Source organism: Brevibacterium salitolerans (genome assembly GCF_039531405.1).
Taxonomy (GTDB): domain Bacteria; phylum Actinomycetota; class Actinomycetes; order Actinomycetales; family Brevibacteriaceae; genus Brevibacterium; species Brevibacterium salitolerans.
On record NZ_BAAAPZ010000019.1, the window covers coordinates 65,245 to 89,338 of the forward strand.

General features: G+C 70.0%; 19 protein-coding genes, 1 tRNA gene and 1 pseudogene. 8 read left to right on the plus strand and 13 right to left on the minus strand.

Annotated features, from left to right (window positions below):
• Positions 1-219: 219 nt before the first annotated feature.
• Positions 220-1,743, minus strand: coding sequence for an aminotransferase-like domain-containing protein (locus ABD240_RS15820; protein WP_344338431.1), 1,524 nt, complete (start codon positions 1,741-1,743; stop codon positions 220-222).
• 60 nt (positions 1,744-1,803) lie between these two features.
• On the opposite strand from ABD240_RS15820, the gene yczE reads away from it, so the two are divergent.
• The gene (yczE, locus tag ABD240_RS15825; RefSeq protein ID WP_291793984.1) at positions 1,804-2,529 is read left to right on the plus strand and encodes a membrane protein YczE; all 726 of its coding nucleotides are present in this window, start codon (positions 1,804-1,806) and stop codon (positions 2,527-2,529) included.
• Here the strand turns inward: yczE and ABD240_RS15830 are convergent.
• On the minus strand, positions 2,506-2,862 hold the full coding sequence (locus tag ABD240_RS15830; RefSeq protein ID WP_344338435.1) for an iron chaperone: 357 nt from the start codon (positions 2,860-2,862) through the stop codon (positions 2,506-2,508). The two genes, yczE and ABD240_RS15830, sit on opposite strands and share 24 nt — an antisense overlap.
• A gap of 124 nt (positions 2,863-2,986) precedes the next feature.
• Between ABD240_RS15830 and ABD240_RS15835 the strand changes: the two genes are divergently transcribed.
• Positions 2,987-3,499, plus strand: a complete 513-nt coding sequence (locus ABD240_RS15835; protein ID WP_344338437.1) for an AAA family ATPase — start codon at positions 2,987-2,989, stop codon at positions 3,497-3,499.
• 68 nt (positions 3,500-3,567) lie between these two features.
• Here the strand turns inward: ABD240_RS15835 and ABD240_RS15840 are convergent, their stop codons facing one another.
• Together ABD240_RS15840 and ABD240_RS15845 are read right to left on the minus strand one after the other, a co-directional pair.
• A complete protein-coding gene (locus ABD240_RS15840) occupies positions 3,568-4,998 on the minus strand; it encodes an APC family permease (RefSeq protein WP_344338439.1) in 1,431 nt (476 codons plus the stop codon).
• Positions 4,999-5,074: 76 nt separating this feature from the next.
• Positions 5,075-5,539, minus strand: coding sequence for a RidA family protein (locus tag ABD240_RS15845; RefSeq protein ID WP_344338441.1), 465 nt, complete (start codon positions 5,537-5,539; stop codon positions 5,075-5,077).
• A 208-nt stretch (positions 5,540-5,747) separates the two neighbouring features.
• Between ABD240_RS15845 and bla the strand changes: the two genes are divergently transcribed.
• Positions 5,748-6,722, plus strand: a complete 975-nt coding sequence (bla, locus tag ABD240_RS15850; RefSeq protein ID WP_344338445.1) for a class A beta-lactamase — start codon at positions 5,748-5,750, stop codon at positions 6,720-6,722.
• A gap of 198 nt (positions 6,723-6,920) precedes the next feature.
• Positions 6,921-7,493: an AAA family ATPase gene (locus ABD240_RS15855; RefSeq protein WP_344338447.1), complete on the plus strand. Its 573-nt coding sequence runs from the start codon at positions 6,921-6,923 to the stop codon at positions 7,491-7,493.
• A gap of 27 nt (positions 7,494-7,520) precedes the next feature.
• Here the strand turns inward: ABD240_RS15855 and ABD240_RS15860 are convergent, their stop codons facing one another.
• The 3 genes from ABD240_RS15860 to ABD240_RS15870 form a co-directional block, all read right to left on the minus strand.
• Positions 7,521-7,730 (minus strand): helix-turn-helix domain-containing protein, encoded by a 210-nt coding sequence (locus tag ABD240_RS15860; protein WP_344338449.1) that lies wholly within the window; start codon positions 7,728-7,730, stop codon positions 7,521-7,523.
• Positions 7,720-9,222 (minus strand): DNA polymerase III subunit alpha, encoded by a 1,503-nt coding sequence (locus ABD240_RS15865; protein ID WP_344338451.1) that lies wholly within the window; start codon positions 9,220-9,222, stop codon positions 7,720-7,722. Before ABD240_RS15865 ends, ABD240_RS15860 begins: the two co-directional genes overlap by 11 nt.
• Before the next feature lie 152 nt (positions 9,223-9,374).
• Positions 9,375-10,061 (minus strand): 4'-phosphopantetheinyl transferase family protein, encoded by a 687-nt coding sequence (locus ABD240_RS15870; RefSeq protein ID WP_291793966.1) that lies wholly within the window; start codon positions 10,059-10,061, stop codon positions 9,375-9,377.
• A gap of 125 nt (positions 10,062-10,186) precedes the next feature.
• On the opposite strand from ABD240_RS15870, the gene ABD240_RS15875 reads away from it, so the two are divergent.
• Both ABD240_RS15875 and ABD240_RS15880 read left to right on the plus strand, forming a co-directional pair.
• Positions 10,187-14,182 carry a Pls/PosA family non-ribosomal peptide synthetase gene (locus ABD240_RS15875; protein ID WP_344338454.1) on the plus strand — a complete coding sequence of 1,332 codons (3,996 nt, stop codon included), beginning with the start codon at positions 10,187-10,189 and terminating at the stop codon, positions 14,180-14,182.
• Between the two features lie 22 nt (positions 14,183-14,204).
• Positions 14,205-15,560 (plus strand): M1 family metallopeptidase, encoded by a 1,356-nt coding sequence (locus ABD240_RS15880; RefSeq protein ID WP_344338456.1) that lies wholly within the window; start codon positions 14,205-14,207, stop codon positions 15,558-15,560.
• A 59-nt stretch (positions 15,561-15,619) separates the two neighbouring features.
• Here ABD240_RS15880 and ABD240_RS15885 read toward each other — a convergent pair.
• Positions 15,620-16,279 (minus strand): annotated as a pseudogene (locus ABD240_RS15885) (alpha/beta fold hydrolase); the annotation flags it as partial.
• Positions 16,280-16,601: 322 nt separating this feature from the next.
• Positions 16,602-16,675 (minus strand) — tRNA-Val (locus ABD240_RS15890).
• A 261-nt stretch (positions 16,676-16,936) separates the two neighbouring features.
• Between ABD240_RS15890 and ABD240_RS15895 the strand changes: the two genes are divergently transcribed.
• Positions 16,937-18,742: a putative sodium/potassium/calcium exchanger gene (locus tag ABD240_RS15895; protein WP_344338458.1), complete on the plus strand. Its 1,806-nt coding sequence runs from the start codon at positions 16,937-16,939 to the stop codon at positions 18,740-18,742.
• 132 nt (positions 18,743-18,874) lie between these two features.
• Here ABD240_RS15895 and ABD240_RS15900 read toward each other — a convergent pair whose 3' ends face one another.
• Positions 18,875-19,291 carry a DUF779 domain-containing protein gene (locus ABD240_RS15900; protein WP_344338460.1) on the minus strand — a complete coding sequence of 139 codons (417 nt, stop codon included), beginning with the start codon at positions 19,289-19,291 and terminating at the stop codon, positions 18,875-18,877.
• A 222-nt stretch (positions 19,292-19,513) separates the two neighbouring features.
• On the opposite strand from ABD240_RS15900, the gene ABD240_RS15905 reads away from it, so the two are divergent.
• On the plus strand, positions 19,514-20,992 hold the full coding sequence (locus ABD240_RS15905; RefSeq protein ID WP_344338462.1) for a sunset domain-containing protein: 1,479 nt from the start codon (positions 19,514-19,516) through the stop codon (positions 20,990-20,992).
• An 82-nt stretch (positions 20,993-21,074) separates the two neighbouring features.
• On the opposite strand, the gene ABD240_RS15910 is transcribed toward ABD240_RS15905, so the two are convergent.
• The 3 genes from ABD240_RS15910 to ABD240_RS15920 are packed head-to-tail and all read right to left on the minus strand — an operon-like array spanning position 21,075 to position 24,079.
• Positions 21,075-22,613 (minus strand): tripartite tricarboxylate transporter permease, encoded by a 1,539-nt coding sequence (locus tag ABD240_RS15910; RefSeq protein ID WP_344338463.1) that lies wholly within the window; start codon positions 22,611-22,613, stop codon positions 21,075-21,077.
• 3 nt (positions 22,614-22,616) lie between these two features.
• Positions 22,617-23,090, minus strand: a complete 474-nt coding sequence (locus ABD240_RS15915) for a tripartite tricarboxylate transporter TctB family protein (RefSeq protein WP_291796313.1) — start codon at positions 23,088-23,090, stop codon at positions 22,617-22,619.
• Entirely contained in the window at positions 23,087-24,079 is a 993-nt protein-coding gene (locus ABD240_RS15920) for a tripartite tricarboxylate transporter substrate binding protein (protein WP_344338466.1), read from the minus strand. The genes ABD240_RS15915 and ABD240_RS15920 overlap by 4 nt, the downstream gene beginning before the upstream one ends.
• Positions 24,080-24,094 lie beyond the last annotated feature (15 nt).

The window sequence follows — 24,094 nt, forward strand, 5'->3', positions numbered from 1 at the left end:
ATACCAGCGGCCTGCCCAAATGCGGACCTTGATCTTCAAGCAGTTCCACGGCCGCAACGACTTGTTCGCGCGAATCCTCATCCAGCGACGCGAGCCATCCTGCAATCAGCTCAATGTCCACGCTCCACATGCACAGACCATAGAACCTTCAGGTTCTGCGGTCAAGACCGCCCTCCATCCGTTCGCCCCATCGCGGGCATCCGCATACAACCGCTGGTCTCATACGACGGTGTCCGGGATGCGCCGTGGGTTCCGTGGTGGGCGGCCGCCGCCCCGCGCCTGTCCCCACGCCTCGGCCAGCAGCGGCACAGCGGCCTCCAGCTCCTTCGGCGAGGAGGTGAAGGGCAGCCGGATCTTCCTCTCGAAGGCGGAGCCGTCAGGGCCGAACCGAGGACCGGCAGGTACGAGCAGCCCGCGCGCGTGAGCGGCGAGGGCGAGCGCGGAGGAACCGGGCTGCGGCAGACGAGCCCATACGGAGATCCCACCGGCGACGGGCGGAAGCTCCCAGTCCGGCAGATGCACAGCCGCCAGTCGTCGCAGTGTCTGCTCCCCTGCGCGCAGCAGCTCCCCGCGTTCGGCGCGCACCTGCGCCAGTGCTTCGAGCAGCCGCGCCGTCGCCAGCTGCTCCACCACAGGAGTGCCCAGGTCGAAGGCGGAGCGCGCGGAGACGAGACGGTCGATGAGCCCGCGCTCCGCACGGATCCACCCCACCCGGAGACCGCCCCAGAACAGCTTTCCCGCCGAACCGATGTGCACCACGGTGCGCGCGCCTCCCCGGACCCCGGCACCCAGCGGCGGTGGGAGGACACCGGTGGGAGAGGACGCCGGTGCCTGGGCGCTCTGGGGTCCGGCGGCCTCGGGCACGGTCGGATTCTGTTCAGGGGCAGTTCCCAGGTCCAGCAGCGCGGTCGTTTCGTCCGCGAGGAGGACGGTGCCGGACTGCTCCGCGGCTGCGATGAGCCGCTCACGGGCGTCCGCGGGCATGCTGGCACCGGTGGGATTGTGGAAGTCCGGCATGAGGTAGGCGAGCGCGGCGCGGGAGCGACGCAGTGCCTCGAGCGCGACGTCCGTGTCCCAGCCGTCCTCGGCGGATACGGGGACGGGCACCACACGGGCCCTGGCGCTGCGGAGGGCGTCGAGGGCGTGCGGGTACGTGGGCGATTCGATGAGGGCGCGGTCTCCGGGGTTCAGCTGCACGTGGGTGAGCAGGTGGATCGCGTGCTGCGCGCCCAGGGTGACGAGGACCTCCGCCGGCGCGGTGGGCAGCCCTCGGTCGGTGTAGTGCGCGGCGATGACGGCACGCAGATGCGGCAGTCCGGTGCCGTCGTAGCCGCTGTCGCGGAGGAAGCGCGGCAGGTCCTCGGCGGCCCCGCGTACGGCCTCGGGCACGGCGGAGGCGGCGGGAGGCGAGGCCCTGCTCAGATCGATGAGGCCCTCCGTCCCCGGCACGGAGGGCAGGGAGAGCGAGGGACCGGGCAGCGCGGCCACCGTGCCCGAGCCTCGCCGGCTCACCGCATAGCCGTCGGCACGCAGCGTGTCGTAGGCACCCGCGACGGTCGTCCTGCTGAGGCCGAGCGCCTGGGCCAGCGCACGCTCGGAGGGCAGACGGGCGGCGAGGGGAACCCGCCCGTCGAGGATCAGCACGCGCAGACCGGAGGCGAGCGCACGGTGCAGCGGACCGTCCCCCTGCCAGTCCCCCAGCGAGCGGGCCAGGGTGTGCGGGGCGACCTGCAGTGGATTCATGGGGCCACTGTATTCCAATTGGCCCTGGAAACGAATGCCACCTGGAACGAGAGTGAGGACATGCAGAAGCACCGCACCCTCACCATCCGACTGTCCGCCGTCCTGCTGGGACTGTTCCTCTACGGCTTCGCCATCGCCCTCATGGTGAGGGGCGGAGTGGGAGTCTCCCCGTGGGACGTCCTCGCGCAGGGAGTGTCCAGACAGACCGGGCTGCCCTTCGGACTCACCACGAATCTCATCGGCCTGGTCGTCCTGTTGCTGTGGATCCCCCTCCGGCAGCGGCCCGGCGTGGGCACGGTGCTCAACGTGCTCATGGTCGGCACCAGCGCTCAGGTGGGCCTGTTCCTCGTGCCCGAGGTCTCCGCACTCTGGCTGCGCATCCCCCTCTTCGCCGCCGGGATGGTCCTGCTCGCCGTGGCCTCGGGTCTCTACATCGCGCCGCGCATGGGGCCCGGGCCCAGGGACGGCCTCATGACCGGCCTCCACGAGCGGTGGGGCGTGCCCATCTGGATCGCGCGCACCGGGATCGAGGTGTTCGTGGTGGCTGCCGGCTGGCTGCTGGGAGGGAACGTGGGAATGGGCACGCTCGTGTTCGCCGTGGGGATCGGGCCCCTGTGTCAGCGGACGCTGCCGTTCTTCGCCGCGCGGATTCCCGGCGGGCAGGGATCCGATGGACAGGGAGCTGATGAGCAGAGCTCCGATGCGCGAGGCCCCGGCGGGCAGCGGTCCGCAGCTGGGCAGCAGGCTGCCGGGACGCGGCCGTCAGGCCCGGGCGTCGTCTCGTGACGCTCGCGCCAGCTGTTGCACGAGCTCGTCCGGGATCCGCGAGCGCGGGGTGAACGTGATGCCGGTCTTGGTCGCCTTGAAGCCGGCGGCCGCGATCTCCACGGAGTGCTGGGAGATGGCCCCCGGCAGGAGATACAGCCCGCACTGCCGCGTGAAGGCCGCATAGCCGGCGACGATCGTGCCGTCGATCCGGAACCCAGGCATGTCATAGGCCACCACCTCCTCCGCTTCCGGCAGTGCTGCACGCAGGAGTGTGCGCAGGTGCGTGAGGGAAGGCCGGAAGGGTTCGGCGGCCGCGGCGATGTAGGCGTCGTGGTCGGCAATCGCAGTCATGACAGTCTCGCTTCCCAGGCAGAGGTGAGGGGCTCCAGGCTCATTATGCCCGCAGGGGTGCGCGGGGCGGAGGCGGCGAGCGCAGCCTTCAGACCTGGGACAATGAAGTATGGCGAATCCTCAGGTGATCCTCATCGGCGGACGCTCCGGCGTGGGCAAGTCTTCCGCCGCCTTTGCGCTCCATGATCTGCTGTCCGACCACGACGTGCAGCACACCGTCATCGAAGGCGACAACCTCGATCTGGCCCACCCCGCCCCATGGAAGCACCGCCTCGCGGAGCGGAACCTCGCCTCCATGTGGGCCAACTACCGCGCGCTCGGATATCACCGTCTCATCTATACGAACACCGTCTCGGTGCTGGAGGCCGAGGCTCTGCGCGACGCCGTGGGAGGAACGGCCGAGGTCACCTGCGTGCTGCTGCGCGCCAGCGATGCGTCCATTGCCCAGAGGCTGGGAGGCCGCGAGCAGGGCGAGAGCCTCCGACGCCATCTGGAACGCAGCGCCAGGATAGCGGGCCGGCTCGACCGGGCAGCGCCCGACGGCGTCCACCGCATCGAGACCGACGGGCTCACTCCGCAAGCCCTCGCCGAACAGATCCTGGACCTCTCGGGTTGGATGACCGCCGAAGAAGCATAGGTGGCCTGGGCGCCGGCGTGAGTCACGCCGGCGGCCAGGCCGTGCGCCACACGTTCACCGTATGGACATCATGACTGCATGCGTGCTTCGACAGCGGTCCGCACTGATTCCGAGGCCGGAGGACCGCCGCGGTGGTCGATCCCGCGCGCTGCGAGCGTGCGCTTGACGATCGGCCACCGGGTGAGCGCGAGGATGCCACCGATCCCCATCCACACACAGCAGGCGGTCCACACCCTGTAGTCGAAGTCGAGGAGGAGAAGGTAGCCCTGGTAGGCCGCGATCGCAACGGCGACCGCGACGATCGTGTAGTGGACCGGAGCTGACAGCCGGAACGGTGATCTGGCGTAGACCTCCGGCATCTTCCAGCGGATGCAGATCGACGCGATGACGATGACAATGAACATGATCTGCACGAAGACCGAGGCGGCTGTGCCGATCACGGAGACGTCCACTCCCGCGATGGCGGGGATGACGCCGATGAAGTAGAGGATGCACAGCAGCCAGTGCGGAGTTCCGAACCGCTTGTTGACACGTCCCCAGCTCGGCGGGATCCAGCCGTCGTCGCTCGCCGCGAGAAGTGACTTCGTTCCCCAGAGGAGCTCCGCGTTCATCGTCGAGATGATTGCGACCATCGCCCCGCCGATGATGAAGAAGATCCACAGTCCCGTGGGCAGGAACTCCTGGGCAACAGTGGAAAGGGGCTGATCGGCCACCTGTGCGATCGGCAGCACCCCCGCGGCGGGAACCGCGACGATGACGTAGATGATGCCGACGATGGCCGTGCCGCCGACCATGGCAAGGGGAATGTCCCGGCCGGGGTTCTTCAGCTCGCGTCCGAGCTCCCCCACACCATAGGCGCCGGCAGTGGCGAAGGAGAGAAGTGCGGCAGCGCTGAGCAGTTCGACCAAGCCATGGGGCATCATCTCGGGGTAGATCTCCCAGTTCACCTCGGCCATTCCGAAGAGTCCGAAGGTGCAGAAGCCGATGATCATGACCACCATGAGCACGACGCCGAGACGCGAGGAGATCACAGCACCCGCGAGGTTCGACACGAAGAAGATCGACACCAGCGTGACAGCGACCCAGATTTCGTTGAACCACGGATTGATCGCATGCATGTACTGACCGGCAGCAAGTCCGTAGAGGCTCAGCGAGCCCTTGCCCAGAGATGTCAGCCATGCGAGGAGGAACCCGGCAGAAGGGTGTATGAGCCGCGCCGGCCAGGTGTAGACGCCACCGGCGACGGGATAGGAGGCGGCCAGTGACGCGTAGGGAATCGAACTGATGATGACGGCGGCTGCCGCCAGAACATAGGCGATGGACACGCCTCCGCCGGTCATCGCGATGGCGACGCCGGTGAGGGAGACGATTCCGCCGCCGATGATCTGGTTGACAGAGATCCCGATCGCGCCGGGGAGGCCGATCGAGCGCTTGAGGTTGTCCTGGTTGAGGGTGGCCCGCACCGGGGCCTGACCATTCTGCTGCGGTGCTGAAGACAAGTGAGACTCCTTGGATCTTCGTCGTTGAAGCGAAGGATGCTGCTGTGCTGAGAAGGCGGTGGCTGCGCGGGCTCTGTCAGGAGACTTCGAGCACTGCCTCGACCTCGACCGCAGCATTCATGGGCAGGCTGGCGACGCCGACGGCTGACCGAGAATGCCGGCCCAGCTCCCCCAGGCCCGTCAGCAGGAAGTCGGAGGCACCATTGGCAACGAGGTGCTGATCCGTGAACTCTGGAGCACTTGCGACGAACACCGTGATCTTCGAGATCGCCCTGACAGAGTCGAGATCACCGAGGGCCCGCTGCGCCTGTGCCAGAACGTTGGCTGCGCAGCACGCGGCAGCTCTCTGCGCGTCCGCGAGCTCGACCTCAGCCCCGACGCGACCCGTCGCGACAAGTGCGCCTTCCTGCAACGGGAGCTGCCCGGAGATGAAAAGCAGGTTGCCCACCTGCCGGGCCGGTTCATAGGTGGCTGCCGGTGCTGCGGGTTCCGGCAGGGTGATCTGCGCATGGGCGAGGCGCTCCGTCATCGAGGCGGTCACTCTTACTCCTTCGTACGTGGTGAATCCATCCGTTCGGAACGCTATGGGGATTCGAGGGCAAGGTGTTCGCACATTCACAGGCACAGAAGTTCAGCGGGAACAAGATTCTCAGCGGGTCTGTCATGGACCGCAAGATTCTCTCGAGCCGGCAGGGGCACGGAACAATGCTGCTGAGGAGAACCATCACACACTCGCACGGAGGAGAACGATGACTGCGCAGTTCGCAGCTTCACCCATGCTCGTCTTCACTCGCCTGTTCCGCTCCACTGCTGTCCTCGGTGTCCTCTCCCTCGCCCTGCTGTCCGCCTGTGGGGGCGAGGCGACGACTGCGCCGGAGACTGTGGGGACGCCTCCGTCCTCCGAGGCGACTGAGTCGGAAACCACCCGCTCGGAGGCGCCGGAGGCGGACTCCTCAGATTTCCTCGCCCTCGAGGACCGCTTCGATGCACGGGTGGGCGTGTACGCAGTCGATACCGGCACAGGCCGCGAAGTCTCCTGGCGCGGCGACGAACGGTTCGCCTACGCCTCGACGATCAAGGCCTTGGCGGCTGCGGCTCTGCTCGAGAAGGTGGGCACGGCAGGACTCACCAAGACCGTGACGATCGAGGAATCGGACATCGTCTCCCATTCGCCGGTGACCGAGACCCGTGTGGGGCAGTCCATGTCCCTCGAGGAGGTCTGTGAAGCGGCACTGACGCAGAGTGACAACACCGCCGCGAACGTCCTCTTCGCCGAACTCGGAGGGCCGGAGGCCTTCGACGCGCAGCTGAACGCGCTCGGGGACACAGGCACCACGGTCTCCCGCATCGAACCCGAACTCAATGAAGCCCTGCCGGGAGATCCACGGGACACGACCACGCCTCGGGCGTCTGCGCAGAACCTGCGGGAGTACGTCTTCGGCGAAGCACTCGATGACGAGGAGACGGCCGCTCTGACCACGTGGATGAAGAACACCCGCACCGGAGACACGCTCGTGCGCGCAGAGCTTCCGGACGACTGGACGGTCGGGGACAAATCCGGAGGAGGGATGTACGGCTCACGCGGCGATCTGGCCGTGGTGTGGCCGACCGACGGAGCCCCGCTCGTCATCTCGGTGCTCTCCTCGCGCGAGGAGGAGGACGCCGGCTACGACGACCGCCTGGTCTCCGGCGCCGCAGCCGCAGCCGTCGAGCAGCTCCAGTGAACGGTCGGAGGGCAGGCCGCGGTCTCAGCTCCCGGGCCGGCGCCGCATCCGCCAGCAGGCCGCGGAACGCGCCCGGCAGTTGTATGACCCGCTCAAGCACGATCCACACCGCCACGGCCCGGGTCGTAAGGGGCTGAACCTCAGGATGTGAGCAAACCATGCACCCGGTCCCAGCGCACCGTTTCATAGGATTGAGGCATGAGAGACATCCAGGCGGTGAGCGACCGAGGCCGCGTAGTCTGGATCAACGGCGCGTTCGGTGCGGGAAAGACGACGACCGCAAGGTTGCTCGCTCAGTCGATACCGGGGTCGGTCATCCTTGATCCCGAAGAGATCGGCTCCATGCTGCGTCCAGTGCTCCAACCGATCGCACCTGTGCGAGATTTTCAGGAATGGGCCGCATGGCGCGAACTCGTCGCCGCCACGATCAACGCCGTCATAGATGAACTCCCTGAGGACGGCCCTCGGCTGGTGATCGTGCCCCAGACCATCACCAGTGAGGCGCACTGGTCTCAGATCAGGCGGGCGCTGCAACCAGGCGTTGAAGTCGTCGCCGTCGCGTTGCATGTCGACCCGGACGAGCACCACCGTCGAGTGACAGAGGATGCCGAAGAACCCCGCGCACTGCGGTGGCGGCTCAACAAGTTCGAGCACTTCCACACGTCCACGTGGGTATGCTCCGCTTTCACCGCGATCGAGACCTCAGCCCTCACCCCCACTGCGGCGGCGGACACCGTACAAGCCGTACTGACTCACCGCCGGCCGGCATGATGGAGACTGTCAGCGCCCTCTCTCTGATCACCGCACTCGCTCCCGGTGCATGAGGTGGGCGCGCATCCTGCCCAGATCGTGATTGAGAGGGTCCGCGGCCTCCACGACAGGCCGGTCGATGCCCAGCGCAGTTATCACTGACATGACCGCCGCGAACTGCGTGGTCCCTCGACCGGTCTCGATGTCCCGCAGCGTGCTGCGTCCGATGTCCGCACGTGCAGCCAGCTCATCCGCCACGCAGCGCCTGCCAGTCCCGCCACATCTGCGTGAGATCGTGCACCTCATCAGCTTCCAGGACCGTGCCGCCGCCCTCGTCATCGCGCACCCGCCCGTGGAGCACCATCCGGGAGATCCCCGCGAGCTGCGTGTGCACCGCTGAATGGAATCCTCCGCCCAGCACGGCATCGACCCTGCCGGTGCCGTCCTCGATGCTCACCTCCACCGAGGCCTCTCCCCTCCCTGATCCGGGCGCGGAGACGCGCAGCCCGGCGAGCACCACCTCACTGCCGGGGCGGAAGGCAGGCAGCTCCCCCAGAGGCGTCACTCCCAGCTCCGCGAGCAGCGGAGCGAAGCGCTCGGCGACATCGGACCCACGATAGAACTCCGCACGGAGCGGCTCACCCGCGATCAGCGCCCCTGCCGACTCCTCCGCCGCATCACCCGCCGCGAGAGCAGTCTCCTCATCCGCCCCCTCGCGCTCACCGTCCCCGCCGACTTCCGTTTCCAGAAGCGATCCGCTTCGTTCGACCTCACTGCCGAAGGGAAAGGATCCCGCAGCACTGGCCTCAGCAGCATCCGACTGCGCAGCACCGGGTTGCCGCACCTCGACGTCCTCCTCGCCGATGAGCTCGAGCTGACCGTCCGCCCCGCGCTTCCGCCCAGTCGCAGTGCTCTGACGCGTGAGAGTGATGGCGCGTGCACGTGCCGCCTCCTCAGCTTCGCCCTCACGTCGCACCAGAGAATCGAAGGCTCCCGCCTGCGCCGCATCCATGAGCAGACCCCGGGGTAGGCGAGCGCGCGCAACCACGTCGGCCAGAGAGGAGAACGGACGAGCCCTGCGAAGCCGGTCCCAGTCCCTCTCCGAAAGCGCGTGCGCCCGGCCCGATCCCACGAAAGGCGCACCGAACAGCCCACCCGGCAGCGGAAGCCTGATCGCCTTCGCCTTCCTACGCGCGGGCGTGACGAGGTGGGTGCGCCCTGAGAAGTTGATGTCCGCCGGGAGCAGAGGTATCCGCACCCTGCGTGCCTCCGCCGCTGCCGCCAGGCGCTGTGCAGGCCCTTCACCGCACTCCATGAGCGCCGCGAGGAACTCCACGGGGAAGTGCGCCTTGAGCCACGCGCAGCGGTAGAGGAGCCGCTCTGCATCTGCAGATTCCCGCCAGCAGTCGGGAATGAGACGGGGGAACCGGGAGCTTTCCAAGACGTCGAGGGCGAGCGCATCGTCTGCGTCGATGAGGTCGAGCGAGAGCGCCCCGGCCGCAGAGAAGCAGGCCGCACCCGGGCTCAGCCCACCGGCCCGGGCCGCCCCTGCACCGTTGACCCGGCGGATCTCCGTGACTGCGAATTCCAGGACTGCCCGCGCCGAGGCCGGCCCCACCTGGCACTCCGGTCCACCACCCGGAGCAGGCTCCGGTTCCGCCACGGCCGGGCCCGCCTCGGGCTCCTGCAGGAAGTCCTCGAGGGGAAGCAGGGCGAGCGCCCCGGCTCCACAGCTCCCCGTCTCTTCCATCCCGCACGTCCAGACACTCGATTAGAACACCTATTCGATACCGAGTGTAGGGGCCAACTCCACACGAGGGAAGCCGGGACGCACGCGCGGAACCCGCACCCCTCACGTGCGCGCACCGCTCCCCCGGGTCCACGCTCATGGCCCTGCTCCTCTCACCCCTCCCGCACAGCAGCGGACACGAGAAGCGTTCCCCCACCCAGGGGCAGCTGGACCTCACTGTCCTCCAGCCGCACCTCGGGATGGCTGAGGCAGACCGGCTCCTCCCAGGGCGCGCTGAGCGCCACCTCCTGCGGTGCCAGGCCGCCTCGGGCCACATCCAGGCCGGTGTGCAGCGACTTCAGCACCGCCTCCTTGCGCACCCATGTCCGCAGGAGCAGGGCCAGCCGCCGTGCAGGCATCTCACCCGCTGCGGCCCGGAACCATTCCCGCTCCGCCGAGGCCAGCACCACCTCCGCGAACGCCCCCGGCTGCGTGCCGGAGCGGAGGAAGGCCTCCAACACCTCCGCGTCGATGCCGACGGCAGGCCCGGGACGATCCGGTCCAGAATCAGCCGACCCAGCACCCGGCCCCAGGCACGCCGCCACCCTCACCTCGCGGCCGGAGGACGTGGAAGCGGAGGACACGAACGCAGAAGACACAGACGCAGGCACCCAGCGCTCCGCAGCACCTCCGTCCAGCCGCACCCACGGCACGCCCTTCCGCCGCATCACGGAGGCGAGCGCCGGGTCCGCGGCCCACACCTCGGCGGCGAGCGCGAGGAGGAGGCCGTCACCGGCGGCACCACCGCCTGCGTCACCTGCACGCCATGCCCAGTACACCTGCACGTCATCTGCCGTCACGGCCGGTCCACCTCCTCCGCATAGGATCAGCAGGTCCCAGTCTCGCACCGCGGTCAGCGTGGACACACGCCGCGCCGCCTGCGCCGTCCCACCGGGCGCGGCGCACCAGCACCCGCAGAAGGCACGTGAACACTCAGTCCCCGCAGTTCCCCGGCGCGCATCTGGCACCGCCGGAGCGCACGCTCATCGACCTCCTCCTCGAGGTCGCCGCCGACCATCCCCAGGCCCCGGCCCTCGACGACGGGACGCGCGTCCTCACCTACACGGAGCTGCTCATGGAGATGCGCACTGAGGCACTCCGCCTGGCCGCGGCCGGCGTGGGCCCCGGCGACAAGGTGGGCGTACGGGTGTCCAGCGGCTCCGCGGACCTCTACGTGGCGATCCTCTCCGTGCTCATGGCCGGGGCGGCCTACGTGCCCGTCGACGTGGACGACCCGGACGAACGCGCCCGCACCGTGTGGGAGGAGGCCGGTGTCGCCGCTGTCATCACGGACGGCCGCACCCTCACCCGCATGACGGACCGGCCGCTCGCAGAGACCCCCGCTCTGCGGGCGCCCAGGCCCGGCGACGACTGCTGGGTGATCTTCACCTCCGGCTCCACCGGCAAGCCCAAGGGCGTGGCCGTGAGCCACCGGTCCGCCGCCGCCTTCGTGGAGGCCGAGGGCCGCATCTTCTGCCGGGACGAGCCGCTGGGGCCCGAGGACCGGGTGCTGGCCGGCCTCTCCGTCGCCTTCGACGCGAGCTGCGAGGAGATGTGGCTGGCCTGGGGCCACGGAGCCTGCCTCGTGCCCGCACCGCGCTCGCTCGTGAAGTCCGGGATGGACCTGGGGCCGTGGCTCTCGCGCCGCGGCATCACGGTCGTCTCCACCGTGCCCACGCTGGCCGCACTCTGGCCGGCGGAGACGCTGGACAGCGTGCGCCTCCTCATCTTCGGCGGCGAGGCCTGCCCGCCGGAGCTCGCTCACCGCCTCTCCGACGGCACCCGCGAGGTCTGGAACACCTACGGCCCCACCGAGGCCACCGTCGTCGCCTGCGCCGCGCCGCTGGGTGCCGGCGAGGTGCGGATCGGCCTGCCGCTGGACGGCTGGGACCTTGCCGTCGTGGACTCCGCCGGCATCCCCGTGGCCGCGGGCGAGACCGGTGAGCTCATCATCGGCGGAGTGGGCCTGGCCCGCTACCTCGATCCCGCCAAGGACGCGGAGAAGTACGCACCCATGCCCACGCTGGGCTGGGACCGCGCCTATCGCTCCGGCGATCTCGTCGTCAACGATCCGGCAGGCCTGCTGTTCGTGGGCCGGGCGGACGAGCAGGTGAAGCTCGGCGGGCGCAGGATCGAGCTCGGCGAGGTCGACGCGGCGCTGCAGTCGCTGCCCGGCGTGAGCGGCGGCGCGGCGGCCGTGAAGACGACCCCCGGCGGCACCCAGCTGCTCATCGGCTATCTCGCCCCGGCCTCGGCAGCGGATGCCCGCGAGCGGCCCGAGGCCCTCCTCACCGCCTGGACGGAGGAGCTGCGAACCGTCCTGCCCGCCGCCCTCGTCCCCCGCCTCACGCTCGTGGACTCCCTGCCCACGAAGACCTCGGGCAAGGTCGACCGGGCGGCCCTGCCCTGGCCCCTGCCCTCCGCGGAGGGCGTGCACGACGCGGACGACCTCGGCGCGGAGCTGCCGGAGCACGCGCAGTGGATCGGCAAGCAGTGGGCGGCGGTGCTGGGCGGGAACCCCGGCATGAGGACGGACTTCTTCGAGGCCGGCGGCGGTTCGCTCGCCGCCGCTCAGCTGGTCTCCCGGCTGCGCTCACGGCACCCGGCCGTCACGGTGGGCGACATCTACGCCCGTCCGCGGTTCGGCGCGCTCGTGGAGCTCTGCACGGCGGAGGAGGGTGCGGCCGCCGCACCCCGGCCCACCCGCACCGTGGTGCGCACCGCCCGTTCCATGCAGTTCCTCCAGACCCTGCTGGGCATCCCCGTGCACATCCTCTCCGCCATGCGATGGGTGGTGCTCGCGCTCCTGCTGAGCAACGTCGCAGCGACGGCCGGGGCTGCAGCCGTCATGACGCCCTGGTGGCTCATCGCCGTCCTCTGGCTGGTCTTCGTCACCTCCTGGGGCCGCATGGCGCTCTCCGCCGGTGCCGCCCGCCTGCTGCTCGCCGGCGTGAAGCCGGGCGTCCACCCGCGCTCCGGCTCCGTCCACGCGCGCCTGTGGCTGGCCGAACACATCGCGGACCTCGCGGCGGCGGTCTCCGTGGCCTCAGCCCCCTGGGTCACCACCTATGCGCGGATGCTGGGCAACCGGATCGGCCCGGATGTCGACCTCCACACCGTGCCGCCGGTGACGGGCATGCTCACGGTGGAGGCCGGCGCGGCGATCGAGCCCGAGGTGGACCTCAAGGGCTGGTGGGTGGACGGCGACCTCCTCCGGCTGGGGCCCATCCACGTGGGTGCGGAGGCCACCGTGGGTGCACGCTCCACGCTCATGCCCGGTGCGAAGGTGGGCCCCGGCGCACACGTGGAGGCCGGCTCCGCGGTGATCGGGAAGGTCCGGAAGAACCAGACGTACTCCGGTTCGCCGGCCGTGCGCGTGGGCAGGCGGAAGGCCTCGGTGTGGCCGGAGCCTCCTCAGCGGCGCCGCCGCTCCCCCTTCCTCCTCTACGCCGCCGGCTCCGTCCTCCACGCCGCGATCCCCTACCTCGCCGCCGTGCCGGTCCTGCTGCTCATGGTGGGGGTCTCCGGGGTGCAGGCGCTGGCAGACCCGCTGCTCCTGCTCCTCTGGGCGCCGGCGCTCGCCGCCGGCTGGTTCCTCACCACAGCGGCACTCATCGTCCTCGCCGTGCGCGCCCTCGCCCTTGGGATGGAGGAGGGGCTCTTCCCCGTCCGCTCGTGGATGGGCTTCCGCGTGTGGGCCACGGAGCGGATCATGGACATGTCCCGCGACCTGCTGTTCCCGCTCTACGCCGGCCTGCTCACCCCCATCTGGCTGCGCGTCCTCGGTGCGAAGGTGGGCAGGGACGTGGAGGCCTCGACAGTGCTCCTCGTCCCCTGCATGACGGAGATCGCAGACGGTGCCTTCCTCGCCGACGACACCATGGTCGCCTCCTACGAACTGGGCCGCGGCTGGATGCGCGTGGGCCGGGCCAAGGTGGGCAAGCGGGCGTTCCTGGGCAACTCCGGCATGGCCGCCGCCGGCCGCCGCGTGCGCAAGAACTCCCTCGTGGCCGTGCTCTCCGCCGCGCCGGCCAAGGCGAAGAAGGGCAGCTCCTGGATCGGCTCGCCGCCGGTGCAGCTGCGCCGCAGCGAGGTCGAGGCGGACGAATCCCTCACCTATCAGCCGCCCGCCCGCCTGCGGGTGCTGCGCGGGATGTGGGAGACGCTGCGCGGGATCTCCGTCCTCGTGGCCGGGATCATGGTCGCCGGTGTGCTCTCCGCCCTGCTGCTCCTGCTGGGGCTGGGCGCAGAACTCTCCGTCTCCGCCCCCGCAGGTCCCGCACTGTTCACGGCCGCGCTCTCCGGCATCGTCATGATGGCGGCGGGGGCCGTCGCCGCAGGAACGGCCGTCGCCGCCAAATGGCTGCTGGTGGGCCGGATCCGGGAGGGCGAGCACCCGCTGTGGTCGTCCTTCATCTGGCGGACCGAGGTTGCGGACTGCTTCGTGGAGCTCGTGGCCGCGCCGTGGTTCGCCCGCGGGGCGGTGGGCACGCCCGCCCTGGTCTGGTATCTCCGCGCCCTGGGCGCGCGGGTGGGCCACGGGGTCTGGTGCGAGACCTACTGGCTGCCCGAGGCCGACCTCGTGCGGCTGGGCGACAACGCCACCGTCAACCGCGGCTGCGTCGTCCAGACCCACCTCTTCCACGACCGGGTCATGGCGCTCGACGCCGTGGAGCTGGACGAAGGTGCCACGCTGGGACCCAACAGCGTGATCCTGCCCGCGGCCTCCCTGGGACGGGCTGCGACGGTGGGGCCGTCCTCGCTGGTGATGCGCGGCGAGTTCGTGCCGGCGGACGCCTACTTCACCGGAAACCCGGTGATACCGTGGGTCGACGCGCCGCCTCTGCCGGACTCCTCCACGCGGCCCGCGAAGGCCGGCACGCCCACATCTGCCCCGCCGGCCGTCGTCGCCGCGGACTGACGAGGAGGAAGCCCTGCACAGGATGCGCACCATCGACCCCTACACGCCCGGCTCCGGCACGCCGGGCATGACCGTCGACCACTACGACCTCGAGCTCGACTACCGGATCCTGCCCAATCGGCTCGCCGGAAAGGCGGTGCTCCGGGCGCGCGTGCTCGAGGACTCCCCCGCTCTCGACCTCGACCTCGTGGGGCTGACCGTGTCCAAGGTGCTGGTCGACGGGCGGAAGCACCGGTTCCGGCATCTGCGCCGGCGCCTCGTCCTCCGCGACCGGCAGCGGCCCTTCCGCGCGGGTGAGGAGGTCAGCCTCGAGATCCACTACGCGGGCAACCCCCGTCCCGCGATGGGCACCTGGGGCGACGTGGGCTGGGAGGAGCTCGAGGACGGCGTGCTCGTCGCCGGACAGCCCGACGGCGCGGCGACCTGGTTCCCCTGTACGGACCACCCCGGCTCCAAGGCGACCTTCCGCTGTGCCGTGCTGGTCGAGTCCGACTACACCGCGATCTCCAACGGGGAGCTCACCGGCACCACCCGGAAGGCAGGTCGCACGGAGTGGGTGTGGGAGTCCGCGGAGCCGCTGGCCACCTATCTCGCGACCATGCAGATCGGCCAGTACCGCCGAGGCCCCCTGCTGCCGGGTGCGCATGCCGTCTCCCGCGTGCCGCTGGCCCTGGCCTGCGGCCGGCGCACCTGGGACCGGGCGCAGGAGGCACTGGCCGTCCAGCACGCGATGATGCGGGAGTTCGAGGAGCGGTTCGGGGCGTTCCCGTTCTCCTCCTACACCGTCGTCGTCACCGATGACGAACTCGAGATCCCGCTCGAGTCCCAGCCCCTGTCGATCCTCGGCCCCAATCACCTCGCGCAGGACTGGGAGGCGGAGCGGCTCGTGGCCCATGAGCTCGCGCACCAGTGGTTCGGCAATTCCGTCACGCTGCGCGCGTGGGCGGACATCTGGCTCAACGAGGGCTTCGCCTGCTACGCGGAGTGGCTGTGGTCCGAGGCCTCGGGCCGGGATTCCGCCGAGGCCCGGGCCCGGCACCACCATGCGCGCCTGGCGGAGCTGCCGCAGGATCTGGTGCTCACGGACCCCGGTGCCGAGGACATGTTCGACGACCGGGTCTACAAGCGCGGTGCGCTCGCCCTCCACGTCCTGCGCACCGCCGCCGGGGACGAGGCGTTCTTCCGGCTGCTGCGGACGTGGACGCAGGAGCACCGGCACGGTCACGGCACTACTGAGGAGTTCCTCGAGCTGGCACAGGCGGTCTGCGGTGAGGCGGACGAAGCAGGTGCCGGGGCGGAGACCTCACGGGTGCCGGACGTCCGCACGCTGCTGCACGACTGGCTGTTCGAGAAGCCGCTGCCGGCGCTGCCGGGCTGACCTCCCCGAATGCTCACGGGCGCCTCGGCCGCTTCCCTGAGCACCCTGGTGAACCGCTTGGGCCGGGAGAGGTTCGCGACGTGGCCGGCGTCCTCGAGGATCACGAGCCGGCACCGGGGCGCGGCGGCGACGAACTGCGCCTCGTTGCGGCGGAAGGGGTCGTGCTCCCCGTTGACGAAGGTGAGCGGGACCTGGATCGCGGCGACGTCCGCAAGCGGATCGAGCCCTCCCACCGCGCGCACCACGGAGCGGAGGATGAGGCTGTCCGCCCGGCCTCCGCCGTAGTAGCGCTGCGCCGCCTTCCGGGTGTGCGCACGGGCGAAGGAGCGTGCCACGCGTGCGTCCGCGTCCCCCGGCAGCCGGTCCTTGAGCACCATCCACAGACCGTAGATCCGGGCCAGCGCGGGACCGGGCACGATGGTGCAGTCGGCGGCGACGAGGCCGGACAGACGACGAGGGTTCCGCGCGGCCCAGCTCAGCGTGAGGAATCCGCCCAGGGACAGTCCCACCAGCAGCGGCGGCTCGGCGCAGGCCGCGACCGCACGGTCGATCGTCGCCCACGCGGCCTCCAGGGTGAACGTCTCGCCGCGGCGCCGGCCGTGCCCCGGCAGGTCCGGGGTGCGGACCTCGAAGCCGGCCTCGCGGAGACGGCGCTTCTGCCCCTTCCACATGGTGCGGGAGGAGCGGATCGCGTGGACGAGCACGATGCTCCGCGTCACCGCCGGCCCGCCGTCACCGAGGTGCCCCCTCTGTCATGCACGCCTCCCCCGCTCTCGTCTCACGAGGACGGTACGCGCCTCCGGTGGCGTCAGGATGACGGGCGGGTGGGCGGGGCGTGAACGCGGACCGCGATGTGCCTGCGTGCCCGTGCTTCTGTCGCTGAAGACGTGCCCGTATGCCTTCAACGACCAGCAGACCTTCGCCTGCTCCGGCCCATTTCGGCAGGACCTGCCACGGCGACGAGGGGTGAGCCCCCGCGCCCGTCAACGCGTTCGCCCCCGGCACGCTTTCACGTGCCGGGGGCGAACGCGTCGTCCACGGTGGACCCAGAGGGACTCGAACCCCCGACCCTCTCGGTGTAAACGAGATGCTCTAGCCAACTGAGCTATAGGTCCTCACCTGCCGGTGCGACCGGCGACGCGGACAAGTATGGCACATCCGCCCGCGGTACGCCGCCGGCTCGCACCCGCATGGCAGATCACCTTTCGGCAACATCCCGGCAGGGCGATCCTCGGACTGTCGCATTCGCGAACACAACGAACACAAATCGCCGCGCCCTTGCCTGAACCCCTACTGTGAGATCGATCTCCAAAGCATGGAACCGACCGGCTCCGCTGAGCCGGCCGGCACCGGGAACCCGCTCCCAGGAGGCCCGGATGCACGCAGCAGAACAGAAGGGCCCCGGCATGAAGTCAGCACACCTCGCCCCCGCAGTCCTCGCCTCCGTCGCCGCCGCCGGCCTCGTCCTCGCACCGGTCGCCGCCTCCGCCCAGGAGGTTCCGTCAACCTCGGCTGCCACGGAGGCTGAGACTTCCGCACCCGCCTCCACCGAACAGCAGAGCGGCAGCGGCGAGGCACCGGCTGAGGAGAAGCCCGCCGCCCCCGAGGCTCCGGCTGAGCAGCCGTCCGAGGCACCTTCCGCAGAGAACGGTTCCGAGGAGGAGAGCGAGGCCGGCTCCGGCACAGGGGAGGACAGCACCGGCGGCAACGACGATTCCGGCGCAGGCGACACAGACGCACCGGAGCCTCCTGCAGAAGACCCGACCGGGGAGAGCGAACCCGAGGAGGAGGCCGAGGAAGAGGCGCCTGCTGATCCGCAGCTTGCCGTGGACGACGTCGCCTTCGAGGACGTCGCGCAGACGGATGACGGCGCAGTGCCCGGTGCGACGATCACTGTCACCGACCTGCCCGCGGGCGCCGCTGCGGTGACGGTGTCGGGAGGCCCCGAAGGCGCTGAAGCACTCGAGGTCACGGCAACCCCGGATGCCGACGCGGACACTCAGACAGCGACCGCGTCGTACTCCTTCGCCCTCCCCGCGGACGCGGATCCGGCGGACTACGCAGGCACCCGCACCGTGAGCGTCACGGTCGAGGGCGAGGAAGTGGTCACCGGCAGCTTCGAGGTTCTCCCGGCCCAGGACGAGGCGCCTGAGGACGAGGGCACCGACGGAGGTGAGGACGGAGAACAGGACGCGTCTCCGGAGGACGACCCGCAGCAGGAAGACCCACAGCAGGACGATCCCGACGAGCAGCAGGAGGATCCGGCTCTCAGCGTCCCGGGCTCCATCAGCGTCGACGACATCGCCGTCCCACAGGGCGAGGAGCCGGCCAGCGGCGGACTCCTGCTCTCCGCCACCGGGCTGACCCCGGGCGAGACGTACACGTTCCGCATCCAGGCCCCGGAGGGCCTCGAAGAACTCGACCACTCCATCGAGGTCACTGCCGACGAGGACGGTGCGGCCAGCGCCTCCTACTACATCCAGTACTTCGGAGACATCGACCTCGACATCCTGCTCGGCACCTACACCGTGGATCTCCTCGGTGCCGAGGAGGAGGTGCTCGCCTCTTCGTCCTTCACCGTCACGGGATCCGAGGACGACGGGAACGGCGGCGAGGACGATGACGGGAGCGACGAGGGCTCAGACGAGGATGGCTCCGGCGACGACGGCAAGGACGAAGACGCTTCCGTACCGGGTGAGGACGAGGGGAACGACGGCCAGGACGAGGCGCCGGCCAGCGCGGAGATCTCCGTGAGCCCCCGCACCATCACCGCAGCGGACTTCACGGACGTCGACAAGGGCGTCCAGGTCACCGCATCCGGCTGCGCACCGGGCGAGGACGTCTACCTCGACGTCGTCTGGCCGGGAACCGGTGAGGTCGCATACTCCAGCACGGACACGGCGGACGAGGACGGCGTCGCCGGGTTCTCCTTCTACGGCACCGGAACGGACCTCGCCGCCTACGTGGGCACGTGGAAGGCAGAGGTGGGCTGCGGCGGCACCTCCGCCTCCACCACCTTCACGGTGACCGGAGGACAGGGCACGGGCGGACAGGACGGCTCGCGGCTGCCCCGCACCGGCACGGACTCCAGCGCACTCGCCGTCGGCGCCGCCGCGCTCCTGGCCGTCGGCTCGGCGGCGGTGATGATCTCGACCCGTCGCCAGATCGCGCGCGAGGACTGACTCCCGCACCACACAGACGAGGGCCGCTCTCCCTGCGGAGAGCGGCCCTCGCGCTGCGTGGCGACACGCGCCTCGGCGTCCGCCTGCGTCCCCACCTGCCGCACAGGGCCCCGTCCGGACCGCGGCCGAATCTCACTCCATCAGCCGGGACCGGACGATGAACCTCTTTCCCGTGGGCCCTTCGACGCTGAACCCGGAGCCTCGCCCCGGCACCGCGTCGATGGTGAGGTACGTGTGCTTCCAGTACTGGAACTGCTCGGCCGACATCCAGAACTCCAGCTCCGCGCTGTCCTCCGGCACTTCCGGCAGGGTGAACACGCCCAGCAGCACGTCCGCGTCGCCGGTGAGGAACTCCCCCGCCGGGTAGCACATGGGAGCGGAGCCGTCGCAGCAGCCGCCGGACTGGTGGAACATCAGCCGACCGTGCTGGCCCACGAGTTCCTGGAGCAGTTCCACCGCCGCCGAGGTGAGGGCCACTCGCGGGACCGTCTCCCCTTCCACGGCCGGTGCGGATTCGAGCACGTCCGCGGTGATCGTCTGTTCCTCCATCATGGCCTCCTTGCCGTCGAGGTGACTCCGGCGCTCCACGGCCTCCCCGCTCCGCCCGGCAGGTGGTCCCGCCATGCGGAGGAAGCCGCTGCACACCGTGGTTCGAGGCTAGCGCACCCGCCTCCGCACCGACAGGGCGGAACCGCGCTCTCCTTTCAGAACCGAAAGGCTATGATCCCCTTCGGGAATCTTCCCACCCCCTTCTGAGATCCAAGGAGATCCATGTCCCTGTACATGCGTGTGGTGAGCACAGCCAGTGCCGCTCTCATCGCGCTCACCGGCGGCATCGCAGCCGGACCCGCCTCGGCACAGCAGCCGGAGGCACCGGTCTTCGCAGTGACTGCACCGGAACAGCAGCCTGAGCAGTCAGCAGCACCCACCTCGGCACCGGCCGCGCCCACTGAGGAGGCCTCTCCCAGCCCAACGCCCACACCGCGGCCCACGGTGCTCGCAGGTGAGGTCAGCATCTCCGGCACGGCGAAGGTGGGTTCCACTCTCACGGCCGCCGCGGGCACATGGCAGCCGGACTCCGTGACACTCAGCTATCAGTGGCTGCGCTCCGGCACGGCGATCAAGGATGCGACCCGGAAGACGTACACCCTCACCGCCGCGGACAAGGGTCGGAAGATCTCCGTGCGGGTCACGGGCTCCGCTCCGGACGCCTCCAGCGCGACTGTGACCTCTGCGCCCACCCCCGCTGTGAAGGCCGGCACCCTCACGACCAGGAAGCCCACAATCTCGGGGACGACGACGGTGGGATCCACACTCACGGCCAAGCCCGGTTCGTGGGGACCGAATCCTGTGAGCCTGAGCTACCAGTGGATGCGTGCGGGCAAGGCGATCAAGAACGCCACGCGCAGCACCTATACGCTGACCTCTGCCGATGCGGGCAGGAAGCTCTCCGTGAAGGTCACCGGCACGAAGTCCGGCTACACCGCTGCGAGCAGGACGAGCGCGGCCACCGGGACGATCGGCAAGCGCCTCACCGCCACGCCGGTGCCCACGATCTCCGGAACGGCGAAGGTCGGCTCCACCCTCACGGCGAAGGCGGGCACGTGGAAGCCGGCGAAGGTGACGCTGAGCTACCAGTGGTACCGCAACGGCAAGGCCATCAAGGAAGCGACCGGCAACAAGCACAAGCTCGTCAAGGCCGACGCGGGCACCGCACTCACGGTGAAGGTCACCGGCAGGAAGCCCGGCTACACGACCGTGAGCAGGAAGAGCGCGGCGAAGACCGTGCAGAAGGTTCTCACCTCCACACCCACTCCCACGATCTCCGGCACCAGGAAGTACGGCTCCACCCTCACGGCGAAGGCCGGTGCGTGGAAGCCGGCGAAGGTGACGCTGAGCTACCAGTGGTACCGCAACGGCAAGGCCATCAAGGAAGCGACCGGCAGCAAGCACAAGCTGGTCAAGGCCGATGTGGGCACCAGACTCTCCGTGAAGGTCACCGGCAGGAAGTCCGGCTACACGACGGTGACGAAGACCAGCGCCTCGACGGCGAAGATCACCTATCCCTCCAGCACCGGGCCCGGCTACAGCGGCTGGGACTGCCCGGCGTGGGCCCCCATCAAGGGCAACGCGGACTCCATGATCTACCACGTGAAGGGCGGAGCCTTCTACGACCGCACCAATCCCGAGGAGTGCTTCCGGACGGAGGCGGCGGCGAAGGCCGCCGGGTACCGCCGCTCCAAGCGCTGATCCGCACTGCGCGAACCCGTGGCCGGACCGTCTCGAAGAGGACGGTCCGGCCGTGTCGCGCCGGCGAGGCCGGGAACCGGTCTCAGACCGTCGCTGCGACCGGCACCTCCTCCCCCGCCTTCGTGACCGCCCTGCGCTCACGAAGGCGGTTCACCAGGGAGAACACGAGCACGAGGACCAGCACGCCGTAGAGCACGAGCGCGATCGGGCTGCTCACGAGGACGGAGAAGTCGCCGTTCGCGCTCATCGCGGCGTCGCGCAGGCTCGTCTCCGCGAGCGGGCCGAGGACCATGCCGATGATGAGCGGCGCCAGGGGCACGCCGACGGCGCGCATGAGGAACCCGACCAGCCCCACACCGAGCAGCAGGAGGAGGTCGAACGTCGACCCCGAGGAGGCGTAGATCCCCATGGCGCAGAACAGCGTGATGCCGGCGTAGAGGAACGGACGCGGGATGAGCAGGAGCTTCGCCCAGAGCATCGCGAACGGGAGGTTGAGGATCAGCAGCACCACCATCGCGATGAAGAAGCTCGCGAGGAGCGCCCACACGAGGTCCGGCGCGCGCTCGAAGAGCAGCGGTCCCGGCTGCAGACCGTACTGCCTGAATGCGGCGAGCATGATCGCGGCGGTCGCCGAGATCGGCAGACCGAGCGCCAGCAGGGCGCCCATGGCCATACCGGTGGTCGAATTGCCGGCCGCCTCCGGGGCCGCGAGGCCGCGGATGGCGCCCTTGCCGAACTGGGGGTCACGACGGCGGGAGTCGAGGCGCTTCTCCAGACCGAAGGCCAGGAAGGTCGGGATCTCGGAGCCGCCGGCGGGAACCACGCCGAACGGCAGGCCGATCGCGGTGCCGCGCAGCCAGGCGGGGGTCGCCTCCCTGAACTCTGCACGGGTGAGCCACGGCCGCCCGCGGGGCCGGATGAGACGTCCCCCGCTGCTGTGCCGGTCCAGGCAGCCGACGTAGACGACCTCGCCGAGGGCGAGGATCGCGACGGTGACGGTGACGAGGGAGACCCCGTCGAAGAGGTGCGGGGAGTCCATCGTGAAGCGCGCCGCGCCGGAGACGCCGTCCACGCCGATGACGGCGATCCCCAGACCGATGAAGAGCGAGGCAAGCCCCTTCACCATGTCGTCGGTGACGACCGTCGAGGTCGCGGCGAAGGCGAACACGGCGAGCGCGAAGAACTCGGCAGGCCCGAACTTCGCGGAGAACTCGGCGAGGACGGGGGCGGCGAACACGACGACGATCGAGGCGATGAAGCCGCCGATGAAGGCGCCGATCGCGGCAGTCGCGAGAGCCTTGGCGGCTCGCCCGTCGAGCGCCATCCTGTGCCCCTCGAACGTCGAGGCGATGGCCGAGGCCTGTCCCGGCGTGTTCATGAGGATGCCCATCGTCGAATCGCCGAAGAGCCCGCCGAAGTACACGCCGGCGAACATGATGAACGCCGCGGTGGGCTCGAGGGTGAACGTCACCGGCAGCAGAAGTGCGACGGCCATCGAGGAGCCGAGCCCCGGGAGGACGCCGACGGCGGTGCCCAGGAGGCATCCGACGACGACCCACATGAGGTTCGCGAGTGAGAGCGCGCCGAGGAAGCCCTCGCCGAGCAGCTGCAGAGTGTCCATGATTCAGAACCCCCATCCGAGGATGCCGGAGGGCAGCGAGAGGCCCAGCAGCATGTCGAAAGCGATGTACGTGAGCGAGCTCGTCGTGACGCCGACGAGGAGCGAACGGCCGTGCCGCAGTTCGCCGAATCCGCGCGCCACGCACCAGAACAGCAGTGCGCCGCCGATGACCCATCCGAGTGTGGTGAGCAGCAGCGCGAAGCCGAGGAACCCTCCGGCGATCCAGGCGAACGACGCCCAGTCGACGGAGGATCGCGGAGCCGCGGAACCGGCGTCCTCGGCATGCGCGCGCTTCCGCGTGCGGAGGGCGCTGACGGTGAGGAGCACGGCGAAGAGGCCAAGGCCGACCGCGATGAGGCCGGGGAAGAACGCGGGTCCGGGGAATGCCGTCCCCTCGGGCACGTCCATCGTGAGGATGCCGAAGCCGAGGTAGGCCGCGAAGGCCAGGAGGAACACCGGCATGAGGAAGTCCTTCACTGTCCCATCTCCTCGTAGAGTGCGGCGATCCGGGACTCCTCGGCGGCGAGGAAGCCCTCGAGCGCTTCGCCGGAGAGGACGCGTGGGGACCAGTGGTACCGCTCCACCGCAGCGCGCCACTCGTCCGTCGCGAGGGTCTCGTCGATGAGCCCTTCGAGATCTGCGGTCTCCTCCGCCGTGAGCCCGGGAGGGGCGGAGAGGCTGCGCCAGTTGGAGAGCGTGATGTCGAAGCCCTGCTCCCGCGCGGTCGGGATGTCGATCCCGCCCACCGGCTCCTTCGCGACGAGGGCCAGAGCGCGCAGACGTCCGGACTCGATCTGGTCGATGTTGTCCGGGTAGCCTCCCGCCGCCGCGGCGGCGGTGCCGTTGAGAAGGGCCTGGATCGCCTCACCGCCTCCGTCGGAGGAGATGTAGGTGGTCTCGACGGGGTCGATGCCGGCGGCGATCGCCAGGTCGGTGACGACGAGCTCGTCGAAGGATCCTCCCCCGGTCCACGGCAGCGCCGCCGGGTCGTCCTTCCACGCGTCCACGAGCTCCTCCAGAGTCCGGTGGGGAGAGTCGGCGGGGACGACGATGACGTCGTACTCCTCGAAGAGCACGGCGAGGTTGGTCACGTCGCCGAGCGTCGTCGCCGATCCGTACTGCAGCGTCGCGGCGAGGAGGCCGGTGCCGCCGACCATGAGGTTGTTCGCCTGCCCGGCCAGCGTGGAGAGGTTGCCGAGGGCGATCGTGCCGCCGGCGCCGGGCATGTTCACGACCTGCACGTTGTTCACCAGCCCGTTGGCCTTCTGCGCCTGCTGGAGCTCGCGCGCAACGGTGTCCCATCCACCTCCCGCGGCCGCCGGGGCGATGAGCGTCAGCGATGCGTGCAGGTCCCCGCCTGCGGCGGCGGAGCTCACGGAGCCGTACACCGCGGTCCCGACGGCCGCAGCGACGAGCGTGCCGCCGAGGGCTCGCAGGACGGTCCTCCGTGTGAGGGAAGCCGGCAAGGTGTGCGATGTGTC

What these genes read in the sequence shown, in the direction of transcription:
- ABD240_RS15820 (WP_344338431.1), bottom strand. Translation starts at nt 1,743, where the DNA reads ATGAATCCACTGCAGGTCGCCCCGCACACCCTGGCCCGCTCGCTGGGG.
- ABD240_RS15900 (WP_344338460.1), bottom strand. Translation starts at nt 19,291, where the DNA reads ATGGAGGAACAGACGATCACCGCGGACGTGCTCGAATCCGCACCGGCC.
- yczE (WP_291793984.1), top strand. Translation starts at nt 1,804, where the DNA reads ATGCAGAAGCACCGCACCCTCACCATCCGACTGTCCGCCGTCCTGCTG.
- ABD240_RS15895 (WP_344338458.1), top strand. Translation starts at nt 16,937, where the DNA reads ATGCACGCAGCAGAACAGAAGGGCCCCGGCATGAAGTCAGCACACCTC.
- ABD240_RS15865 (WP_344338451.1), bottom strand. Translation starts at nt 9,222, where the DNA reads ATGGAAGAGACGGGGAGCTGTGGAGCCGGGGCGCTCGCCCTGCTTCCC.
- ABD240_RS15905 (WP_344338462.1), top strand. Translation starts at nt 19,514, where the DNA reads ATGTCCCTGTACATGCGTGTGGTGAGCACAGCCAGTGCCGCTCTCATC.
- ABD240_RS15910 (WP_344338463.1), bottom strand. Translation starts at nt 22,613, where the DNA reads ATGGACACTCTGCAGCTGCTCGGCGAGGGCTTCCTCGGCGCGCTCTCA.
- bla (WP_344338445.1), top strand. Translation starts at nt 5,748, where the DNA reads ATGACTGCGCAGTTCGCAGCTTCACCCATGCTCGTCTTCACTCGCCTG.
- ABD240_RS15880 (WP_344338456.1), top strand. Translation starts at nt 14,205, where the DNA reads ATGCGCACCATCGACCCCTACACGCCCGGCTCCGGCACGCCGGGCATG.
- ABD240_RS15855 (WP_344338447.1), top strand. Translation starts at nt 6,921, where the DNA reads ATGAGAGACATCCAGGCGGTGAGCGACCGAGGCCGCGTAGTCTGGATC.
- ABD240_RS15830 (WP_344338435.1), bottom strand. Translation starts at nt 2,862, where the DNA reads ATGACTGCGATTGCCGACCACGACGCCTACATCGCCGCGGCCGCCGAA.